The organism is Kitasatospora terrestris, assembly GCF_039542905.1.
In the GTDB taxonomy this organism is placed as follows: domain Bacteria; phylum Actinomycetota; class Actinomycetes; order Streptomycetales; family Streptomycetaceae; genus Kitasatospora; species Kitasatospora terrestris.
Window position 1 is genome coordinate 4,792,292 of the sequence record NZ_BAABIS010000001.1, and the last position, 15,421, is coordinate 4,807,712.

13 protein-coding genes are annotated in these 15,421 nt (G+C 75.0%); 6 read left to right on the top strand and 7 right to left on the bottom strand.

What is annotated here, in order from left to right; all coding sequences use genetic code 11:
- Positions 1-88: 88 nt before the first annotated feature.
- Positions 89-1,054, top strand: coding sequence for an EamA family transporter RarD (gene rarD / locus ABEB06_RS22195; protein WP_345698628.1), 966 nt, complete (start codon positions 89-91; stop codon positions 1,052-1,054).
- 25 nt (positions 1,055-1,079) lie between these two features.
- On the opposite strand, the gene ABEB06_RS22200 is transcribed toward rarD, so the two are convergent.
- On the bottom strand, positions 1,080-2,336 hold the full coding sequence (locus ABEB06_RS22200) for an ABC transporter substrate-binding protein (protein ID WP_345698629.1): 1,257 nt from the start codon (positions 2,334-2,336) through the stop codon (positions 1,080-1,082).
- A gap of 287 nt (positions 2,337-2,623) precedes the next feature.
- Here ABEB06_RS22200 and ABEB06_RS22205 point away from each other — a divergent pair, with 287 nt between their 5' ends.
- Positions 2,624-2,920 carry a hypothetical protein gene (locus tag ABEB06_RS22205; protein WP_345698630.1) on the top strand — a complete coding sequence of 99 codons (297 nt, stop codon included), beginning with the start codon at positions 2,624-2,626 and terminating at the stop codon, positions 2,918-2,920.
- 66 nt (positions 2,921-2,986) lie between these two features.
- On the opposite strand, the gene ABEB06_RS22210 is transcribed toward ABEB06_RS22205, so the two are convergent.
- Positions 2,987-4,207, bottom strand: a complete 1,221-nt coding sequence (locus tag ABEB06_RS22210; RefSeq protein WP_345698631.1) for a LolA family protein — start codon at positions 4,205-4,207, stop codon at positions 2,987-2,989.
- 169 nt (positions 4,208-4,376) lie between these two features.
- On the opposite strand from ABEB06_RS22210, the gene ABEB06_RS22215 reads away from it, so the two are divergent.
- The gene (locus tag ABEB06_RS22215; RefSeq protein ID WP_345698632.1) at positions 4,377-6,965 is read left to right on the top strand and encodes a bifunctional FO biosynthesis protein CofGH; all 2,589 of its coding nucleotides are present in this window, start codon (positions 4,377-4,379) and stop codon (positions 6,963-6,965) included.
- On the opposite strand, the gene ABEB06_RS22220 is transcribed toward ABEB06_RS22215, so the two are convergent.
- On the bottom strand, positions 6,962-7,309 hold the full coding sequence (locus tag ABEB06_RS22220; RefSeq protein ID WP_345701941.1) for a winged helix-turn-helix transcriptional regulator: 348 nt from the start codon (positions 7,307-7,309) through the stop codon (positions 6,962-6,964). The genes ABEB06_RS22215 and ABEB06_RS22220 overlap by 4 nt on opposite strands.
- Positions 7,310-7,506: 197 nt before the next feature.
- Between ABEB06_RS22220 and ABEB06_RS22225 the strand changes: the two genes are divergently transcribed.
- Positions 7,507-8,136, top strand: a complete 630-nt coding sequence (locus ABEB06_RS22225; protein ID WP_345698633.1) for an NAD(P)-dependent oxidoreductase — start codon at positions 7,507-7,509, stop codon at positions 8,134-8,136.
- Positions 8,137-8,369: 233 nt separating this feature from the next.
- Complete coding sequence (locus ABEB06_RS22230; protein WP_345698634.1) at positions 8,370-9,470, top strand: ADP-ribosylglycohydrolase family protein; 1,101 nt, start codon at positions 8,370-8,372, stop codon at positions 9,468-9,470.
- 69 nt (positions 9,471-9,539) lie between these two features.
- Here the strand turns inward: ABEB06_RS22230 and ABEB06_RS22235 are convergent, their stop codons facing one another.
- The 3 genes from ABEB06_RS22235 to ABEB06_RS22245 form a co-directional block, all read right to left on the bottom strand.
- Positions 9,540-9,746: a DUF397 domain-containing protein gene (locus ABEB06_RS22235; RefSeq protein ID WP_345698635.1), complete on the bottom strand. Its 207-nt coding sequence runs from the start codon at positions 9,744-9,746 to the stop codon at positions 9,540-9,542.
- Entirely contained in the window at positions 9,743-10,600 is an 858-nt protein-coding gene (locus ABEB06_RS22240; RefSeq protein WP_345698636.1) for a helix-turn-helix domain-containing protein, read from the bottom strand. The genes ABEB06_RS22235 and ABEB06_RS22240 overlap by 4 nt, the downstream gene beginning before the upstream one ends.
- A gap of 330 nt (positions 10,601-10,930) precedes the next feature.
- Entirely contained in the window at positions 10,931-11,653 is a 723-nt protein-coding gene (locus tag ABEB06_RS22245) for a GOLPH3/VPS74 family protein (protein WP_345698637.1), read from the bottom strand.
- Positions 11,654-11,948: 295 nt separating this feature from the next.
- Here ABEB06_RS22245 and ABEB06_RS22250 point away from each other — a divergent pair, with 295 nt between their 5' ends.
- Entirely contained in the window at positions 11,949-14,399 is a 2,451-nt protein-coding gene (locus ABEB06_RS22250; protein ID WP_345698638.1) for a hypothetical protein, read from the top strand.
- A 79-nt stretch (positions 14,400-14,478) separates the two neighbouring features.
- Here ABEB06_RS22250 and ABEB06_RS22255 read toward each other — a convergent pair whose 3' ends face one another.
- On the bottom strand, positions 14,479-15,396 hold the full coding sequence (locus tag ABEB06_RS22255) for a YhjD/YihY/BrkB family envelope integrity protein (protein WP_345698639.1): 918 nt from the start codon (positions 15,394-15,396) through the stop codon (positions 14,479-14,481).
- Positions 15,397-15,421 lie beyond the last annotated feature (25 nt).

Sequence of the window (15,421 nt, forward strand, 5' to 3'; positions counted from 1 at the left end):
GACCAAAAGGTGGATACGGAGATGACAGCCCGCCCTCCGGGCCGCTACGGTTCGACCGGAGCAACAGCGCGCGCGGAGGGCGGCCGGCATGGCGACAAGCACGGGGCGGGAGGCCCGGGTCGGGCTCTGGAACGGCTTCGCGGCCTACGGCATCTGGGGGCTCTTCCCGCTCTTCTGGCCGCTGCTGGAACCCGCCGGAGCGGTCGACATCCTCGCCAACCGGATGACCTGGTCGCTGGTCGCGGTCGCGGTGATGATGCTGGTCCAGCGGCGCTGGGCGTGGATCCGCCCGCTGCTCGCCCAGCCCCGCCGGCTCGCCCTCTCGGTCCTCGCCGCCGCGGTGATCTCCCTCAACTGGGGCGTCTACATCTGGGGCGTCAACTCCGGCCACGTCGTCGAGACCAGCCTCGGCTACTTCATCAACCCGCTGGTCACCATCGCCTTCGGCGTCCTGCTGCTGCGCGAGCGGCTGCGCCGCGCCCAGTGGGTCGCGGTCGGCATCGGCGCGGCTGCCGTCGCCGTGCTGACCCTCGCCTACGGCCGGCCGCCGTGGATCGCGCTCGTCCTCGCCTTCTCCTTCGGCAGCTACGGCCTGCTGAAGAAGAAGGTCGCGCTCGGCGGCCTGGAGAGCCTCGCGCTGGAGACCGCCGCGATGTTCCCGTTCGCGGTCGGCTACCTGGTCTGGCTCGCCGCCCACGGCCGGGGCACCCTCTTGCGGACCGTGCCCGGCGAGTACGGCTGGGGCCACTCCGCGCTGCTGGTCCTCAGCGGGCTGATCACCGCCGTCCCGCTGATGTGCTTCGGCGCCGCCGCGCTCCGCGTCCCGCTGACCACCCTCGGCCTGCTGCAGTACCTGGCCCCGGTGTTCCAGTTCTCGATCGGCGTCCTGGTCTTCCACGAGTCCATGCCGCCCGCCCGCTGGGCCGGCTTCACCCTGGTGTGGGCGGCCCTCGCGGTGCTCACCTGGGACGCGCTGCGCCGGGTCCGCGCCGACCGCCTGGCCACCGCCGGCGTGCCGCTGCCCGCTCCGCGGTACGACCGCGCGGCCCGCTGACCCGGGCGGCCCGGGGCCGGGCGGTTCAGCCCGACAGCGCCGTCCGCAGCCGGTCCGGGTCGCGCTGCTCCAGGTACTCGGCCAGCGCCGCGTCGATCCCGGCGCGGCGGGACGGCCCGACCAGCCCGCCGTGCGCGAGCGAGTCCAGCGGCGGCAGCACCCCCCACTCCTCCAGAGACCAGCGCGGGTACGGGCCGAACAGCGCCCGGGCGGTGGCCGGCAGGTCGATCCGGGCCGGGACGGCGCCGCGCGCCCCGTTCAGCGCCAGCTGGCCGTCCGAGCTGCCGCACTCGGCGAGCCACACCAGCGCCGCGTCCCGGTGCCTCACCCCCCGGGGCAGCGCGAACGCGTCCACCCGGCACTGGTACACCCGGCCCGTACCGGGCGCCGCGACCCAGCGGTAGCCGCTGAACGCCCGCAGCCCCAGCACCTCCCGCAGCATGCCCTCGGCCCAGTCGCCGGTCAGCTGGTAGCCCGCCTGCCCGGACCCCAGCAGCCGGGTGGCGTCCGCCCAGGTGCCCGGCGTCGGGCCGCCGTGCGCCAGGTTGGAGTACCCCAGCAGCTCGTCCAGCCCGCGCAGCGCGGTCGCCACCCGCGGCGCCGACCAGCCCCGGCCGTCCTGCCACAGCGCGGTCCAGGCCTCCGGGCCGAGCGCGTCCAGCAGCACCGTCTCCAGCAGCTGCTCCAGGCACTCCGGGCCGCCCAGCGCCAGCCCGTGGCAGCCGGTCGCGGCGACCTTGCGCAGCGCGTCCAGCAGGGCCGGGAAGGTCCGCGGCGCCGGGTCCGCACCCGCCCCGTCGAGCACGGCGGAGGAGGACCAGAGCAGGTTGGTCCGGCGCACGCCCACCGGGACGGCGTACCGGACCGGCCCCGCGCCGAGGCGGGGGAGCAGCCCGTCCGGCAGCCGCTCGGCCCAGCCCTCCCGGTCGTACAGCGCGTCCAGCGGCTCCAGCCGGCCCGCGGCGGCGTACGCCGACAGCTCCGCGCCGCCCCGGGTCAGGAAGCAGTCCGGCGGGTTCCCGGCGGCCATCCGGGCCGCCGGGTCCGCGCCCGCGGGGGCCGGCACGAAGGTCACGTTCGGCGCCCGGCCCTTGAAGTCCGCGAGCAGCGCCAGCAGGCCGTTCGCCTCCGGGCCCGTCGACCAGGGCGTGGCGACCTCCAGCAGGCCCGCGGGGCCCGCGGCCTCGGCCCGGGCGGCGGTCGCCCGGCCGCACCGCGAGACCACGCCCAGCGTCGCCAGGGCGCCGCCGCCCAGCAGAAGACTTCGACGGCTGATCGGCACGGTACTCCCGGGATGGACGACGGCGGCCAGGACAGGTGGGGGCGCGGGGGCGGCGCCCAATCCCACCGTCAGGCGCCGTGCACGTCAAGGGGCGGGAGGGCGCGCACGAGGAGAACCTCGCACTCCGGATCTCCTCAAGCGGAGGGGTGGCCTGCTAACGTGCGGATCCTGAACCTACCCGCCGCTCGGCGCGTGTCCCTGGAGGGCTCGCCATGGTCCACCTCATCGGGCCTGCCACCCGTCCGTTCCGGCGTGCCGCGCGAGCCCGGGCGGGCGCGGACCAGCCGGTGCGCGTTCCCGCCGTGCGGCGCGAACGCAGCGTCTCGGAGACCGGCGAACTGATCGTCAACCCCGGTGCCGCCACGATCTGCTGGCAGAGCCCGGGCGGCCCCGCCGTCCTCCTCGAACCGCCGTACCGGCTCGACCGGGTCGACCTCAAGGGCTCCTACCGCGCCCGCCTCCACGGCCTGACCGCCGGCATCCGGCTGGTCTGCCGCGACCACGCCCCGCTCTTCCTGATCTCCCCGGACCGGCTGCCCCTGCTGGCACTCGTCGCCGCCGCCGCCTCCCGCGGCCACCGCTGACCCCCGACGCACGCGCGGGCCCGGGGAGGCGTGCTCCCCGGGCCCGCGGCCGCCGCGCGGCGGTGGCTACTTGGCCGCGTTCTGCAGGGTCGGCAGGGTCACTGCGCCCGCGAACAGCCGGCCGTCGTCGGTCACCAGCACGTTGACCACCTTGGTGGAGACCAGCGTGCCGCCGCCGACCGGCTTGCCGAGCATCTTCACGGCGGGGCCGACCTCCTGGCCGCCCCCGGCGACGGAGAGCACCGACGTCCACCCCTCGCCGATCACCTTGGCCTCCGGCTTGGCGCCGTCCGGCTTCGCGCCCTGCTCCGCGGCCTCCTGCTTGGCCTGCTCCAGCGCCGCGGCGATCTCGCCGGAGTGCTCCTTCGCGTCGCCCTGCTCGGTCACCTTCGCGCCCTTGGGCGCGGTGAACTCGAAGGTCTTGGCGGACGGCACGGCGAAGTCCACCGTGCCGAAGTGCGCGTCGAACACCTTCGACCCGTCCACCGTCCGCACCTGGACGCCGAGCGGCACACCGCGCTCCGCGTCCACCGAGATCCGCACCTCGGCGATGGTCGAGCCCTGCTGCGCGGGCTTCACACTGAGCCGGTAGGCGGCCCGGTCGGCGACCTTCTCGGTGCCGTCCACGGTCACCGTGGTGGTGCCGGCGCTCGCCGACAGGAAGCGCTTGGCGAGCTCCTGCGGCGTCGGCACCCCGGCCTCCGGGCCGCGCCGCGCGTCCTTGCCGCCGTCCCCGCCCCCGGAGGGCAGGACGCCGTGCACGCCCTCGTTGCGCTTGCCGTCGAACGCCCAGAACTGGTCGCCGTTGTGCACCAGCTGGTACCCGCCGGGCAGCACCACCCGCTGCCGGTCCGGCCCGTCCGCCGCGACGGTGACGACGTGCTCGCCGCCGAGCAGCTCCAGCGCCTTCCCGGTCGGGGCGATGCCGGTGCCGCCGATGCCGCCGCCGCCCGACCCGCCGCCGGCCCTGCCCAGGTCGAGACCCGGGACCGGGCTCGCGCCGCCGGCCATCGACAGCAGCTGGCTGGGCAGCCCCAGGTCGGCGCTGATCTTCACGGTGCCGCTCAGCGTGTCGGTGTCGGCCGACAGCACCTTGGCCACCAGCTGCTCCGCCGAGACGGCGGGCAGGCTCGGCGCGCTGTCACTGGCGAGCGCCGGCACCAGGCCGACGCCGGTCGCCACGGCCGCCGCCACCGCGACCGGCACCGCCACCCGTACCGCCGTCCGCCGACGTGCGCGGTGCGGTGTCTGCTGCGGCGCCTGCGCCGTGTCCTCGTTCTCCAGCATGTTCCCCTCCTCGGTCGTCGTCCTTGCCTCTTCCATTACAGGCCCGCGCAAGGGCTCCGGCATCGACCCGAAGGGTGGGATCGGGGTACGTCTGGCGGCGCAGTCGACCCTGAGGCCTCCTCAGGGTGACGTAGTCCGCGAGGCGGAGGGGCTCGCGTATCGTCGCTGCATGGACACACCGGACCCCTCGCCGACCCCGCCGACCGCCAACGCGATGCGCCGCGCGCTGCGACGCGCCCGCGACGGCGTGGCGCTGGACGCCGCCGAGGCCGCCGTGCTGCTCCAGGCGGGTGGCGAGGACCTGCGCGACCTGTGCGCCAGCGCCGCCCGGGTCCGCGACGCGGGCCTGGCGGCGGCCGGCCGGCCCGGCGTGGTCACCTACTCCAAGAAAGTGTTCGTCCCGCTCACCCGGCTGTGCCGGGACCGCTGCCACTACTGCACCTTCGCCACCGTCCCGGGGAAGCTCAAGCGGGACGGACACGGGATGTACCTCTCCCCGGACGAGGTCCTGGAGATCGCCCGTCAGGGTGCCGCGCTCGGCTGCAAGGAGGCGCTGTTCACCCTCGGCGACCGGCCCGAGGACCGCTGGCCCGAGGCCCGCGAGTGGCTGGACGCGCACGGCTACGACGACACCCTGGCGTACGTGCGGGCGATGGCGGTCAGGGTGCTGGAGGAGACCGGCCTGCTGCCGCACCTCAACCCGGGCGTGCTGAGCTGGACCGACTTCCAGCGCCTCAAGCCGGTCGCCCCGTCGATGGGCATGATGCTGGAGACCACCGCGACCCGGCTGTGGTCCGAGCCCGGCGGCCCGCACCACGGCTCGCCGGACAAGGAGCCGGCGGTGCGGCTGCGGGTGCTGGAGGACGCCGGGCGCAGCTCGGTGCCGTTCACCACCGGCGTGCTGATCGGCATCGGCGAGACGTACCGGGAGCGGGCCGAGGCGCTGTTCGAGATCCGCCGGATCGCCCGGCAGTACCACGGCGTCCAGGAGGTGATCGTGCAGAACTTCCGTGCCAAGCCGGACACCGCGATGCGGGCCATGCCCGACGCCGAACTCACCGAGCTCGCCGCCGCGATCGCCGTCACCCGCCTGGTGCTCGGCCCGTCCGCCCGGATCCAGGCCCCGCCGAACCTGGTCGACCGCGAGTACGCGCTGATCATCGGCGCCGGCATCGACGACTGGGGCGGCGTCTCGCCGCTCACCCCCGACCACGTCAACCCCGAGCGCCCCTGGCCGCACATCGAGGAACTCGCCGCCCGCACCGCCGAATCCGGCTTCGAACTGCGCGAGCGCCTCACCGTGTACCCCGAGTACCTGCGGCGCGGCGAGCCGTGGCTCGATCCGCGGCTGCTGCCGCACGTCACCGCCCTCGCCGACCCGGAGACCGGGCTCGCCGTCGAGGACGCCCGCCCGGTCGGCCTGCCCTGGCAGGAGCCCGAGGACCTGCCCGCCGCGTACGGCCGCACCGACCTGCACCGCACCATCGACACCGAGGGCCGCACCGGCGACCGCCGGGCCGACTACGACGAGGTCTACGGCGACTGGGCGGTGCTGCGCGAGCAGGTCCCCGCGCAGCAGGGCGCCCCCGAGCGGCCGGACGGCGAGGTGCGGGCCGCGCTCGCCGTCGCCGCCGACGACCCCACCCGGCTCACCGACGCGCAGGCGCTGGCCCTGTTCCACGCCGACGGCCCGGCGCTGGACGCGCTCTGCCGGATCGCCGACGCGGTCCGCCGCGACACCGTCGGCGAGGAGGTCACCTACTGCGTCACCCGGAACATCAACTTCACCAACGTCTGCTACACCGGCTGCCGCTTCTGCGCCTTCGCCCAGCGCCGCACCGACGCCGACGCGTACACCCTCTCCCTGGAGCAGGTCGCCGAACGGGCCGCCCAGGCCTGGGAGGTGGGCGCCACCGAGGTCTGCATGCAGGGCGGCATCCACCCGGACCTGCCCGGCACCGCGTACTTCGACATCGCCCGCGCGGTGAAGGCCCGCGTCCCCGGCATCCACGTGCACGCCTTCTCGCCGATGGAGGTGGTCAACGGCGCGACCCGCACCGGGCTGTCGATCCGCGACTGGCTGGCGCGGGCCAAGGAGGCCGGGCTGGACTCCGTCCCGGGCACGGCGGCGGAGATCCTCGACGACGAGGTGCGCTGGGTGCTCACCAAGGGCAAGCTGCCCGCCGCCACCTGGGTCGAGGTCGTCACCACCGCCCACGAGCTGGGCCTGCCCTCCTCGTCCACCATGATGTACGGGCACGTCGACACCCCGGCGCACTGGCTCGGGCACCTGCGGCTGCTCGCGGAGATCCAGCAGCGCACGGGCGGGTTCACCGAGTTCGTGACGCTGCCGTTCATCCACACCAACGCGCCGGTCTACCTCGCCGGGATCGCCCGGCCCGGGCCGACCGCCCGCGACAACCGGGCCGTGGTCGCGATGGCCCGGCTGCTGCTGCACCCGCACATCCGCAACATCCAGACCAGCTGGGTGAAGCTGGGCGCGGAGGGCGCGGCGCAGATGCTCCGCTCCGGCGCGAACGACCTCGGCGGCACCCTGATGGAGGAGACCATCTCGCGGATGGCCGGCTCCTCGTACGGCAGTTACAAGTCCGTCCGCGACCTGGAGGCGATCGCCGAGGCCGCCGGGCGCCCCGCCCGCCAGCGCACCACCACCTACGGCGAGGTGCCCGCCGAACGCAGGGCCGCGGCCCTCGCCTCGGACGGGCACCTGCCCGAACTGCTGCCCGTGCTCGACTAGTCCGCCCGCTCCAGGCCCGCCTCGCGGGCGTCGATCAGCTCGTCCCAGTGCTGCTCGGCCCACGCGCAGGCGGTGTCCAGCGGGCCGAGCAGGCTGCGGCCCAGCGGCGTCAGCGCGTACTCGACGTGGCGGACCGGGCCCCGGTGCTCCCGGCGGCTGACGAAGCCGTCCCGCTCCAGGGCCCGCAGCGACTGGGTGAGCACCTTCGCGGTGATCCCGCGCAGCGGCACCCGCAGCTCGGAGAACCGGCGCGGGCCGCCCTCCAGACAGCGGATGACCATGCCCGTCCACTTGTCCCCGACCCGGAACGGCATCAGGTCCGTCGGGCACACCGGGTCGAACATCTCGGGATCCAGCGGCGCACGCGTCACACCATCACGGTAGTGCCCCGATCCGCCCTCCGGGCGGGTCGACGGGGGTTTCTTCCGCGGCCCGCGCGGCCCGCGGAGCGGCCGGTCCGGCCGGTGGTACCCCGGCGGTAACCGGGCTCCCGGTTAGCGTTCCGGCACACGGAGATCGCGACGGGAGAGCGGGGCAACCCATGGGTGGAATCACGGTGTTCGGGGCCGGCGGCCGGGCCGGGCGGGCGGCGGTGGCGGAGGCGCTGCGGCGGGGGCACGAGGTGACCGCGGTGGTGCGGCGGCCGCAGGCGCACCCGGACCTGGCGGCGGACGGCGTCCGCCCGGTGGCCGGGGACGTGACGGACCCGGCGGCCGTCGCCCGGTACGCGCGGGGGCGGGACGCGGTGGTGGCGGCGGTGTACGACCCGGCCGCGGACCCGGCCGCGTTCTTCGCCGCGGCGGCCCGCGCGCTGGGGGAGGGCATGGCGTCGGCGGGCGCGGAGCGGCTGCTGTTCGTGGGGCTGGCGTCGGTGCTGCCGGACGCCGCCGGCACGCCGCTGATGGACACGCCCGGCTACCCGCAGGAGTACCGCGGGTTCTACCTGGCGCACGCCGCCGCTCGCGACGCCCTCGCCGCGACGGGGCTGGACTGGCTGGTGCTCAGCCCGAGCGGGGACTTCGACCACGGCGGCGCGCCGACCGGCGGCTACCGCCCGGCCCCGGCCGACGCGGCGGCCCGGATCGCGTACGGCGACTTCGCCCTCGCGCTGCTGGACGAGGCGGAGCGCCCGCGCCACCACCGGACGCACCTCGGGGTGACGCGGGCCTGACCACTGCCGCGGACGGCGCCGGCCCTCCAGCAGGGCGGCGGCCGCGACCCGGGTGCGGGTGGTGGTGATGGGCGGGAACGGTGGAGACCGCGCGTCCGACCTCGGTGACCTGCGGATGTCCTCGATGCAACAGACTGTTGACGTTCTGTTGTTCGGCACTGGTGCCCGATTGGTTGGAATCTTCGAATACAGTGCACCACTGTCCGGCCCCCGAGGAAAGGCCCCGACCAGTGATGCCACTGTGGTCCCGCGCGCAGCAGCAGGAGTTCCGCAGCCGGGTGCGCGGCTGCCTGCTCGGCGGCGCGATCGGGGACGCGCTCGGCGCCGGCATCGAGTTCGAGCCGCTGGAGAAGATCCGCGCCGAGCACGGCGAGCGGGGCGTCACCGGCTACGTCCCGGCGTACGGGCGGCGCGGCGCCGTCACCGACGACACCCAGATGACCATGTGGACGGTGGACGGCCTGATCCGCGCCCACATCAGCCGGGACGGCGGCGCCTGGCACCCGCCGAGCGACGTCCACCGCGCGTACCTGCGCTGGTACGCCACCCAGCAGGACTGGGGCCCGGACGAGCGCCGCGCCGACCTCGGCTGGCTCGGCCGCGAGGAGTGGCTGTACGCCCGGCGCGCCCCCGGTCAGGCCTGCCTGTCCGGCCTCTCCGGACCGGACGCCGAGCGGCTGGGCACCGTGGAGGAGCCGCGCAACCCGCACTCCAAGGGCTGCGGCACGGTGATGCGGGCCGCGCCGTTCGGGCTGCTCACCGCCTGGGACCCGAGCCTGGTCTTCCAACTCGCGGTGGAGTGCTCGGTGCTGACCCACGGCCACCCCACCGGCTACCTGGCGGCCGGCGCCTTCGCGGTGATCGTCCACTCGGTGGCCCGCGGCGGCACCCTGGAGGAGGGGGTCCACCTGGCGCTCGCGCTGCTCTCCGAGCGGCCCCGGCACGAGGAGACCACCGCCGCGCTGCGCGGCGCGCTGGACGCGGTGCGGGCCGGGACGCCCTCGGCGGAACGGGTCGAGGAGCTGGGCGAGGGCTGGGTCGCCGAGGAGGCGCTGGCGATCGGCCTGTACTGCGCGCTGGTCGCCGAGGACGTCAGGAGCGGACTGCTGCTGGCGGTCAACCACTCCGGGGACAGCGACTCCACCGGCTCGATCTGCGGCAACCTGCTGGGCGCGCTGCACGGCGAGACCGCGCTGCCGCCGGAGCTGGTGGCCGAGCTGGAGGGCCGGGGCACCCTGCTGGAGCTGGCCGACGACTTCGTGCTGGAGCTGCTGCACGGTCCGGACCTGCACGGCAGCCCCGCCTGGGCCGGACGCTACCCCGTCCCCTCCTGACCGCGGACGGCCCGGACACGGCGGTGCCCGCCGCCGCGTGAGCGGGGCGGGCACCGAGGTGCGGAGCGATCAGACCTCGCCGAAGGCGCCCGCCGCGGCGGCGGCGGCGAAGGCGGCCCAGCCCTGGTTGGAGAAGCGGAGCTGCGGGCCCTCCGGGTCCTTGGAGTCGCGGACCGCGATCGACGCGGTGTCCGGCACGGCGATCTCCACGCAGGCGCCGTTGCCGCCGCTGTGGCTGCTCTTGCGCCAGACCAGGTTGCTCGTGGACTTGCTCATTTCATGAACCCCTCTCCGTAGCTGTGTATCAATGACCGGCTCTCCGCGACACTCAGCGCCGCGGCCCGCAGGTGGTCGTACAGATTGGTATAGCGGCGCACATCGGCGTCCTTCTCGAGGTAGAGATCGCTCGTCACTCCTTCGAAGTAGACAACCGTCGAATCCGCCGACTCGGGGAACTCCATCAGGGAGAATGTCCCGGTCATGCCGGGATGCGCACCGTGGCTGAACGGGATGACCTGGAGGTTGATGTTCGGCCGCTCGCCCAGCTCCACCAGCTGGAAGAGCTGTTCCGCCATCACCTCGGGCCCGCCCACCCGGCGGGTCAGCACCGCCTCGTCGATGACGACCCAGAGGCTGCCCAACTGGTCCTCGCCGTATATCCGGTGCTGGCGCTTCAGCCGGACGTCCACCCGGCGCTTGATCGCCGACGGCTCGGTGTCCGGCTGGGTGCCCGCGACCACCGCCTCGGCGTACGCCCGGGTCTGCAGCAGGCCCGGTACGAACGAGGACTCGTACGCCCGGATCGACGAGGCCTCCGCCTCCAGCCCGATGTACACGCTGTACGGGATGTCGCCGAACTCGTGCCACCAGCCGCGCTGGCGGGACTCCCGGGCCATCTCCATCAGCCCGGCGCGCACCCGCTCGTCGTCGACCTCGTAGACGTCGCACAGGTCGCGGACGTCGCGCTGGCTGATGGAGCGTCGGCCGTTCTCCAGCCGGCTGATCTTGGACTGGGAGACCATCAGGCGGCCGGCGACCTCCTCGGCGGTCATCCCCTTCACCTCGCGCAGGCGCCGGAGCTCGGCTCCCAGCCGCCTACGGCGCACCGTGGGATTGACGCTGGCGGACACATCGACCTCCGGCCGGACTTCTGGCAACAGTGCGGAAATTGGTACCAACCCCCCTGACGTGGAGCAGCATGCCATCTCACCTGCGGTCTGTGCCCAGGAATCGCTGGAGCGCTGTAGAACAGATCATCGGAAAACCGTTCATTCGGGATGCGGGCCCTTGCGCCCGCCCGCCCGGAACGATAAAGGGGCCGAGCTGCGCCGACGGCCGCCCGACCGCGCCGCGCGGCGGCGCGCACCCGCCCCGGGAACGCCTCGGGGCGGTCCGCCCGACGCCGAGGCGCCGGGCGGACCGCCCCGGGAAGTGAACTGCCGGCTAACGGCGCGCGCCGTTCATCGCGCGCCCACGCGGGTGGCAACCCCGCGCCCGCCCACGGCGGGGCGCCCGGCCGGCCTGCCCGCCTGGGCGGGTGCCGTCCGGCCCTGCTGGGCCGGCAGACCGTTCTGCACGTCCATCACCGCGTGCGCGACCATGCCGCCCAGCGGGTCGTACCTGATCAGGTCACGCAGCCGGGACCGCGAGGAGCGGCCCTCGTTGCCCGGGTACAGGTGCTTGCCCAGACCAACCGCGTGCGCCAGCGCGGCCAGCGCCGCCGTCCTGGGGTCCGGCGGGACACCGGTGCGGATCGCGGTGTCCAGCCGCTGCTTGATCGCGGCGTTGGTGCAGTCGTCCGACGCCTGGTACCGCGTCGTCGGCAGCACCCCGCACACCTGGCCCGCGACCGCCGTCACCATGCCGCACCGCTCCAGGTGCGCCAGGTACGTCTGTCGGAGACCCAGGCGCGGGCCGCCGATCCAGTGCGCGGCACGTACCGGACTGCCACGACGGCGCAGCAGCTCCAGTGCGTGGTCCAGGGTCGGGTCGCCCGTCGGCCGCGGCACCACCACGGCGATCCGGTCACCGTCCGGGACTATCCTTCCGGCCAGGGACAGCTCCACGAGCTGCGCCCCGGCGAGTCCGAGGTCGAGGGTCTGCGGCTGCGCCGTGGTACCCGTGGCCGGGTCCAGTGCGAGCAGCAGGAGCTCCTCGGGAATTGTTCTACGGCCTCTGCCCATCCAAGCCTCCCCGCGTGGATGAATGACAGCGTGACGCCTCTCACACAGGCTTGTCGAGTACGCCTCCGAATCGTGACCTTGCGGAGGACGGCGGGGAACCGGCGCACGACGGCCCGGCGTCTGACCCGGCAACGGGCCGGACGGGCGGCAAAACCGCCGGTCGGGCGGGGTGCGGCCGGGACATCGGCCGCCGGTGCCGGAGACTGTACAGGTGGCCGGGGCAGGTGGAGAACCTGCGGGAAACAGTTATTTCGTACGGCGTCCGGCAGCGGCCCGGACCGTGAGGAGGATGGCAGTGGGCGAGTCCCCCGAGGATGAGCGGCAGGCAGACGGGCGCGGGCCGGTCGGGCCCGAGGCGGCCGAGCCGGACACCGAAGCCGGGGACGCGGACGGCGTCGAAGCCGCCGAGACCGCCGAGACCGCTGAGGTCGCCGAGGCCGAGGGGGCCGGTGCGGAGGAGCCCGCAGGCCCGGAGGGCCCGAGCGGATCCACCGTGCAGCTGCGTGTCCGCGATGTGGACACCCGCACCACCACGCTGCGGATGCCCACCGACCAGGCCACCACCACGCTGCGGGTCCGCGAGGACAACGCCACCACCGTGCTCCGCGTCCCCGCCGGAGCGGCCGACGGCGGCACCGGCCCGAAGGCCTCCGCCCAGTTGGAGGCCGCCGGTGACGGTGCGGACACCGGCGCCGGGGCCGGTGCGGACGCCGCGCCCGCCGGGTCCGGGGACGAGCGGGTGGAGCAGCCCGCCGCGGCCGGCCCCGCCGATCCGCCCGCGGCCGAGGCACCCGCCCGATCGGCCGGCGTCGACCCGCGTCTCGCCATGCGGGACAGCCGCGAGACCGCCGGCGCCGTCCTCAAGGGCGCCACCAAGCCCACCCGGGAACCCGCCCCCACGGCGGCCCGCCCGGCCGCCCCCGGGGCCGCCGCCACCGCGGAGCCCGAAGCCGACGCCGGGCCCGCACGCACCGCCGCGCCCGAGCCGTCCGGTGCGGCCGCCACCGGCGCCCCCGGGGCCGCCGCCACCGCGGAGCCCGAAGCCGACGCCGGGCCCGCACGCACCGCCGCGCCCGAGCCGTCCGGTGCGGCCGCCACCGGCGCCACCGCTGCGTCGGCCGCCAAGACGTCGGCCACCGCTGCGTCGGCCGCCGAGGCACCGGCGGCGCCGCCGCGCTCGTCGGCCGCCCCCGGGGCTGCCGCGACGTCGGGCCCCGAGGCCACCGTCAAGCTGACCCGGCCGGCCGTCCCCGCGGCCGCGGCGACGCCGGCCCACGAAGCCACCGCCAAGCTGACCCGCCCGGCTGCCCCCGCGGCCCCAGCTGCCCCCGCTGCCCCTGCGGGCCCGGCCGCGTCGGCCCGCGAGGCCGCCGCCGAACCGACCGCCCGACCGACCGCCGCTCCCGGCGGAGCGTCGCAGCCGCCGCCGTCCGAGCCGCCTGCCGGGCCGGTCGCGCCGCCGCCCGGCCCGGACAGCACCATCGAGGCGATGGAGGTGCTGGCCGCACTCAGCGCCCGCCCGATGACCCCGGCCCGGCGCGCGATGAAGCGGATCACCGTCTGGTCGGTGTTCCTGATCGTGGTGCTCGCCGTGCTGGTCTCCGTCCAGCTGCTGCGCCCGCTGCCGGACGCCAGGGCGAAGCTGGGCCTGGCCGACGCCTACACCTTCGCCGGTGACGCCCTGAACGTCCCGTGGCCGGCCAAGGGCCAGGCCGCCGCCGAGGTGGTCGGCGTGGGCAGCCTGGGCAGCTCGGGCCCGGAGACCCCGGCCTCCATCGCCTCGGTCACCAAGGTGATGAACGCCTACCTGATCCTCCAGGCGCACCCGTTGAAGAAGGGGGAGAGCGGCCCGTCGATCACCGTCGACAAGCAGGCCGCGCAGGAGTCCTCCAACGCCGACGAGTCCAAGGTCACCCTGACCGAGGGCCAGCAGCTCAGCGAGTACGAGGCGCTGGAGATGCTGATGCTGCCGTCCGCCAACAACGTGGCCCGGCTGCTCGCCCGGTGGGACTCCGGTACCGAGGCGGCGTTCGTGCAGAAGATGAACGACACCGCCAAGTCGCTCGGCATGGCCAACACCACCTACGTCGACCCGGCCGGCTACAACCCGGACACCAAGTCGACCGCCAAGGACCAGCTGAAGCTGGCCGAGCAGGTGATGAAGAACGAGATCTTCCGCCAGGTGGTGGCCGAGCCCGACACCAAGTTCAACGGTCAGCGGATCTTCAACACCAACGCGCTGCTCGGGAAGAACGGCAACATCGGCGTCAAGACCGGCTCCTCCACCCCGGCCGGCTCCTGCCTGATGTGGGCGGCGTACAAGGAGATCGGCGGCGTGCGGCGGATGGTCCTCGGCGTGACCCTGGGCCAGCCCGCCACCAAGGAGGAGCCGAGCCTGGTGCGCGCCGCGCAGCCGGTCAGCCAGAAGATCAACGTCGCCGCGCAGTCCGCGCTCACCGGCCAGACCCTGGCCAAGCAGGGCGACGTGGTCGGCCACGTGGACGACGGCCTCGGCGGCACGGTGCCGCTGGTCGCCGGGAAGGACCTGACGGTGGCCGGCTGGTCCGGCATCACCGCGAAGCTGAACCTCGCGCCGGTCGGCACGCTCGGCCACACCGCCAAGGCCGGCACCCAGGTCGGCACGCTGAGCGCCGGTGACGGCGACGGCCGGGTCGAGGTGCCCGTGGTCCTGCAGCGCGACCTGGCACCGCCGTCCATCATGTCCCGCCTGCTGCGGCTGCTCTGAGCCCGCACGGGGAGCGGCCCCGGACCTGTCCCCCAGGTCCGGGGCCGCTCCCCGTTCTCCCGGCTCCCCGGGGTCCTGCTCAGCGCTTGCGCCGCCACAGTCCGGGCTCGGTCCTGGTGCCCAGGTAGCGGGAGACCGCGGGCTCGTCGGCGATCACCCGGCCCAGGACCAGCGCCAGGGTCACCGCGGTGAACAGCGCGATCAGCCAGGACAGCGAGGTGAACACCACCCCGTACGGCCCGAACTTGTTCACGCTGCGGCTGACGGCGCCCGGCAGGTACACCTGCGAGGCGATGCTCAGCCCGACCTGGCCGACGCCGCACAGCACCGCCCCCGGCAGCAGCGGGTACCAGCGCACCCGGCCGCCCAGCAGCAGGCGCTGGGTCCACCACCACAGCAGCGCGGAGGCGGTGAAGAGCAGCGGGACGCCCAGCCACAGGCCCAGCCCGAAGCCCTTGCGCAGCGGCACCTGCACCACCAGGAAGACCAGCCACACCGCCAGCCAGACCAGCCAGCGCCAGGCGGCCACCCGCGTCCCGGACTTCGGCAGCTCCCAGGCCCGCTCGCAGACGCGCTGCAGGGCCCGGCTGAGGGCCGTCGCGGACAGCAGGGTGACCAGAGCGCCGACCACGCCGAAGCTCTGCGCCACGCTGTCGTGCCCGGCGCCCATCACCTGCCGCAGCTGGTCCTGAGCCGGACCCTGGATCCCCAGCTGGTCGCGCAGCGAGCCGGTCACCCCGTCGCGGATCGCCGCCGGGGCGAACACCGCGACCACGAACAGCGCCGGCAGTGCGCTGAGGAAGGCCTGCGCGGCCAGCCGGGTCGCGTTGTCCAGCAGGTTCACCCGGAGCAGCTGGCCCACCGCGCGGCCGAGCATCGGCACCCGCTCGGGCATGCCCTTGGCGGTGCCGGCCAGCCGGGCCGCCCGGTCCCTGGCACGCGACCACCGGCCCGGGTCGGGCTCCTGTTCCGCCCGACTCACCGAGGAATCCGTCATGCCGACCTCCGGGGCCTGGGAATCG

Excerpts from the sequence above, each read along its gene's own strand:
- rarD (WP_345698628.1), top strand. The coding sequence starts at position 89 with ATGGCGACAAGCACGGGGCGGGAGGCCCGGGTCGGGCTCTGGAACGGC.
- ABEB06_RS22210 (WP_345698631.1), bottom strand. The coding sequence starts at position 4,207 with ATGCTGGAGAACGAGGACACGGCGCAGGCGCCGCAGCAGACACCGCAC.
- ABEB06_RS22215 (WP_345698632.1), top strand. The coding sequence starts at position 4,377 with ATGGACACACCGGACCCCTCGCCGACCCCGCCGACCGCCAACGCGATG.
- ABEB06_RS22220 (WP_345701941.1), bottom strand. The coding sequence starts at position 7,309 with ATGTTCGACCCGGTGTGCCCGACGGACCTGATGCCGTTCCGGGTCGGG.
- ABEB06_RS22225 (WP_345698633.1), top strand. The coding sequence starts at position 7,507 with ATGGGTGGAATCACGGTGTTCGGGGCCGGCGGCCGGGCCGGGCGGGCG.
- ABEB06_RS22230 (WP_345698634.1), top strand. The coding sequence starts at position 8,370 with ATGCCACTGTGGTCCCGCGCGCAGCAGCAGGAGTTCCGCAGCCGGGTG.
- ABEB06_RS22235 (WP_345698635.1), bottom strand. The coding sequence starts at position 9,746 with ATGAGCAAGTCCACGAGCAACCTGGTCTGGCGCAAGAGCAGCCACAGC.
- ABEB06_RS22245 (WP_345698637.1), bottom strand. The coding sequence starts at position 11,653 with ATGGGCAGAGGCCGTAGAACAATTCCCGAGGAGCTCCTGCTGCTCGCA.
- ABEB06_RS22255 (WP_345698639.1), bottom strand. The coding sequence starts at position 15,396 with ATGACGGATTCCTCGGTGAGTCGGGCGGAACAGGAGCCCGACCCGGGC.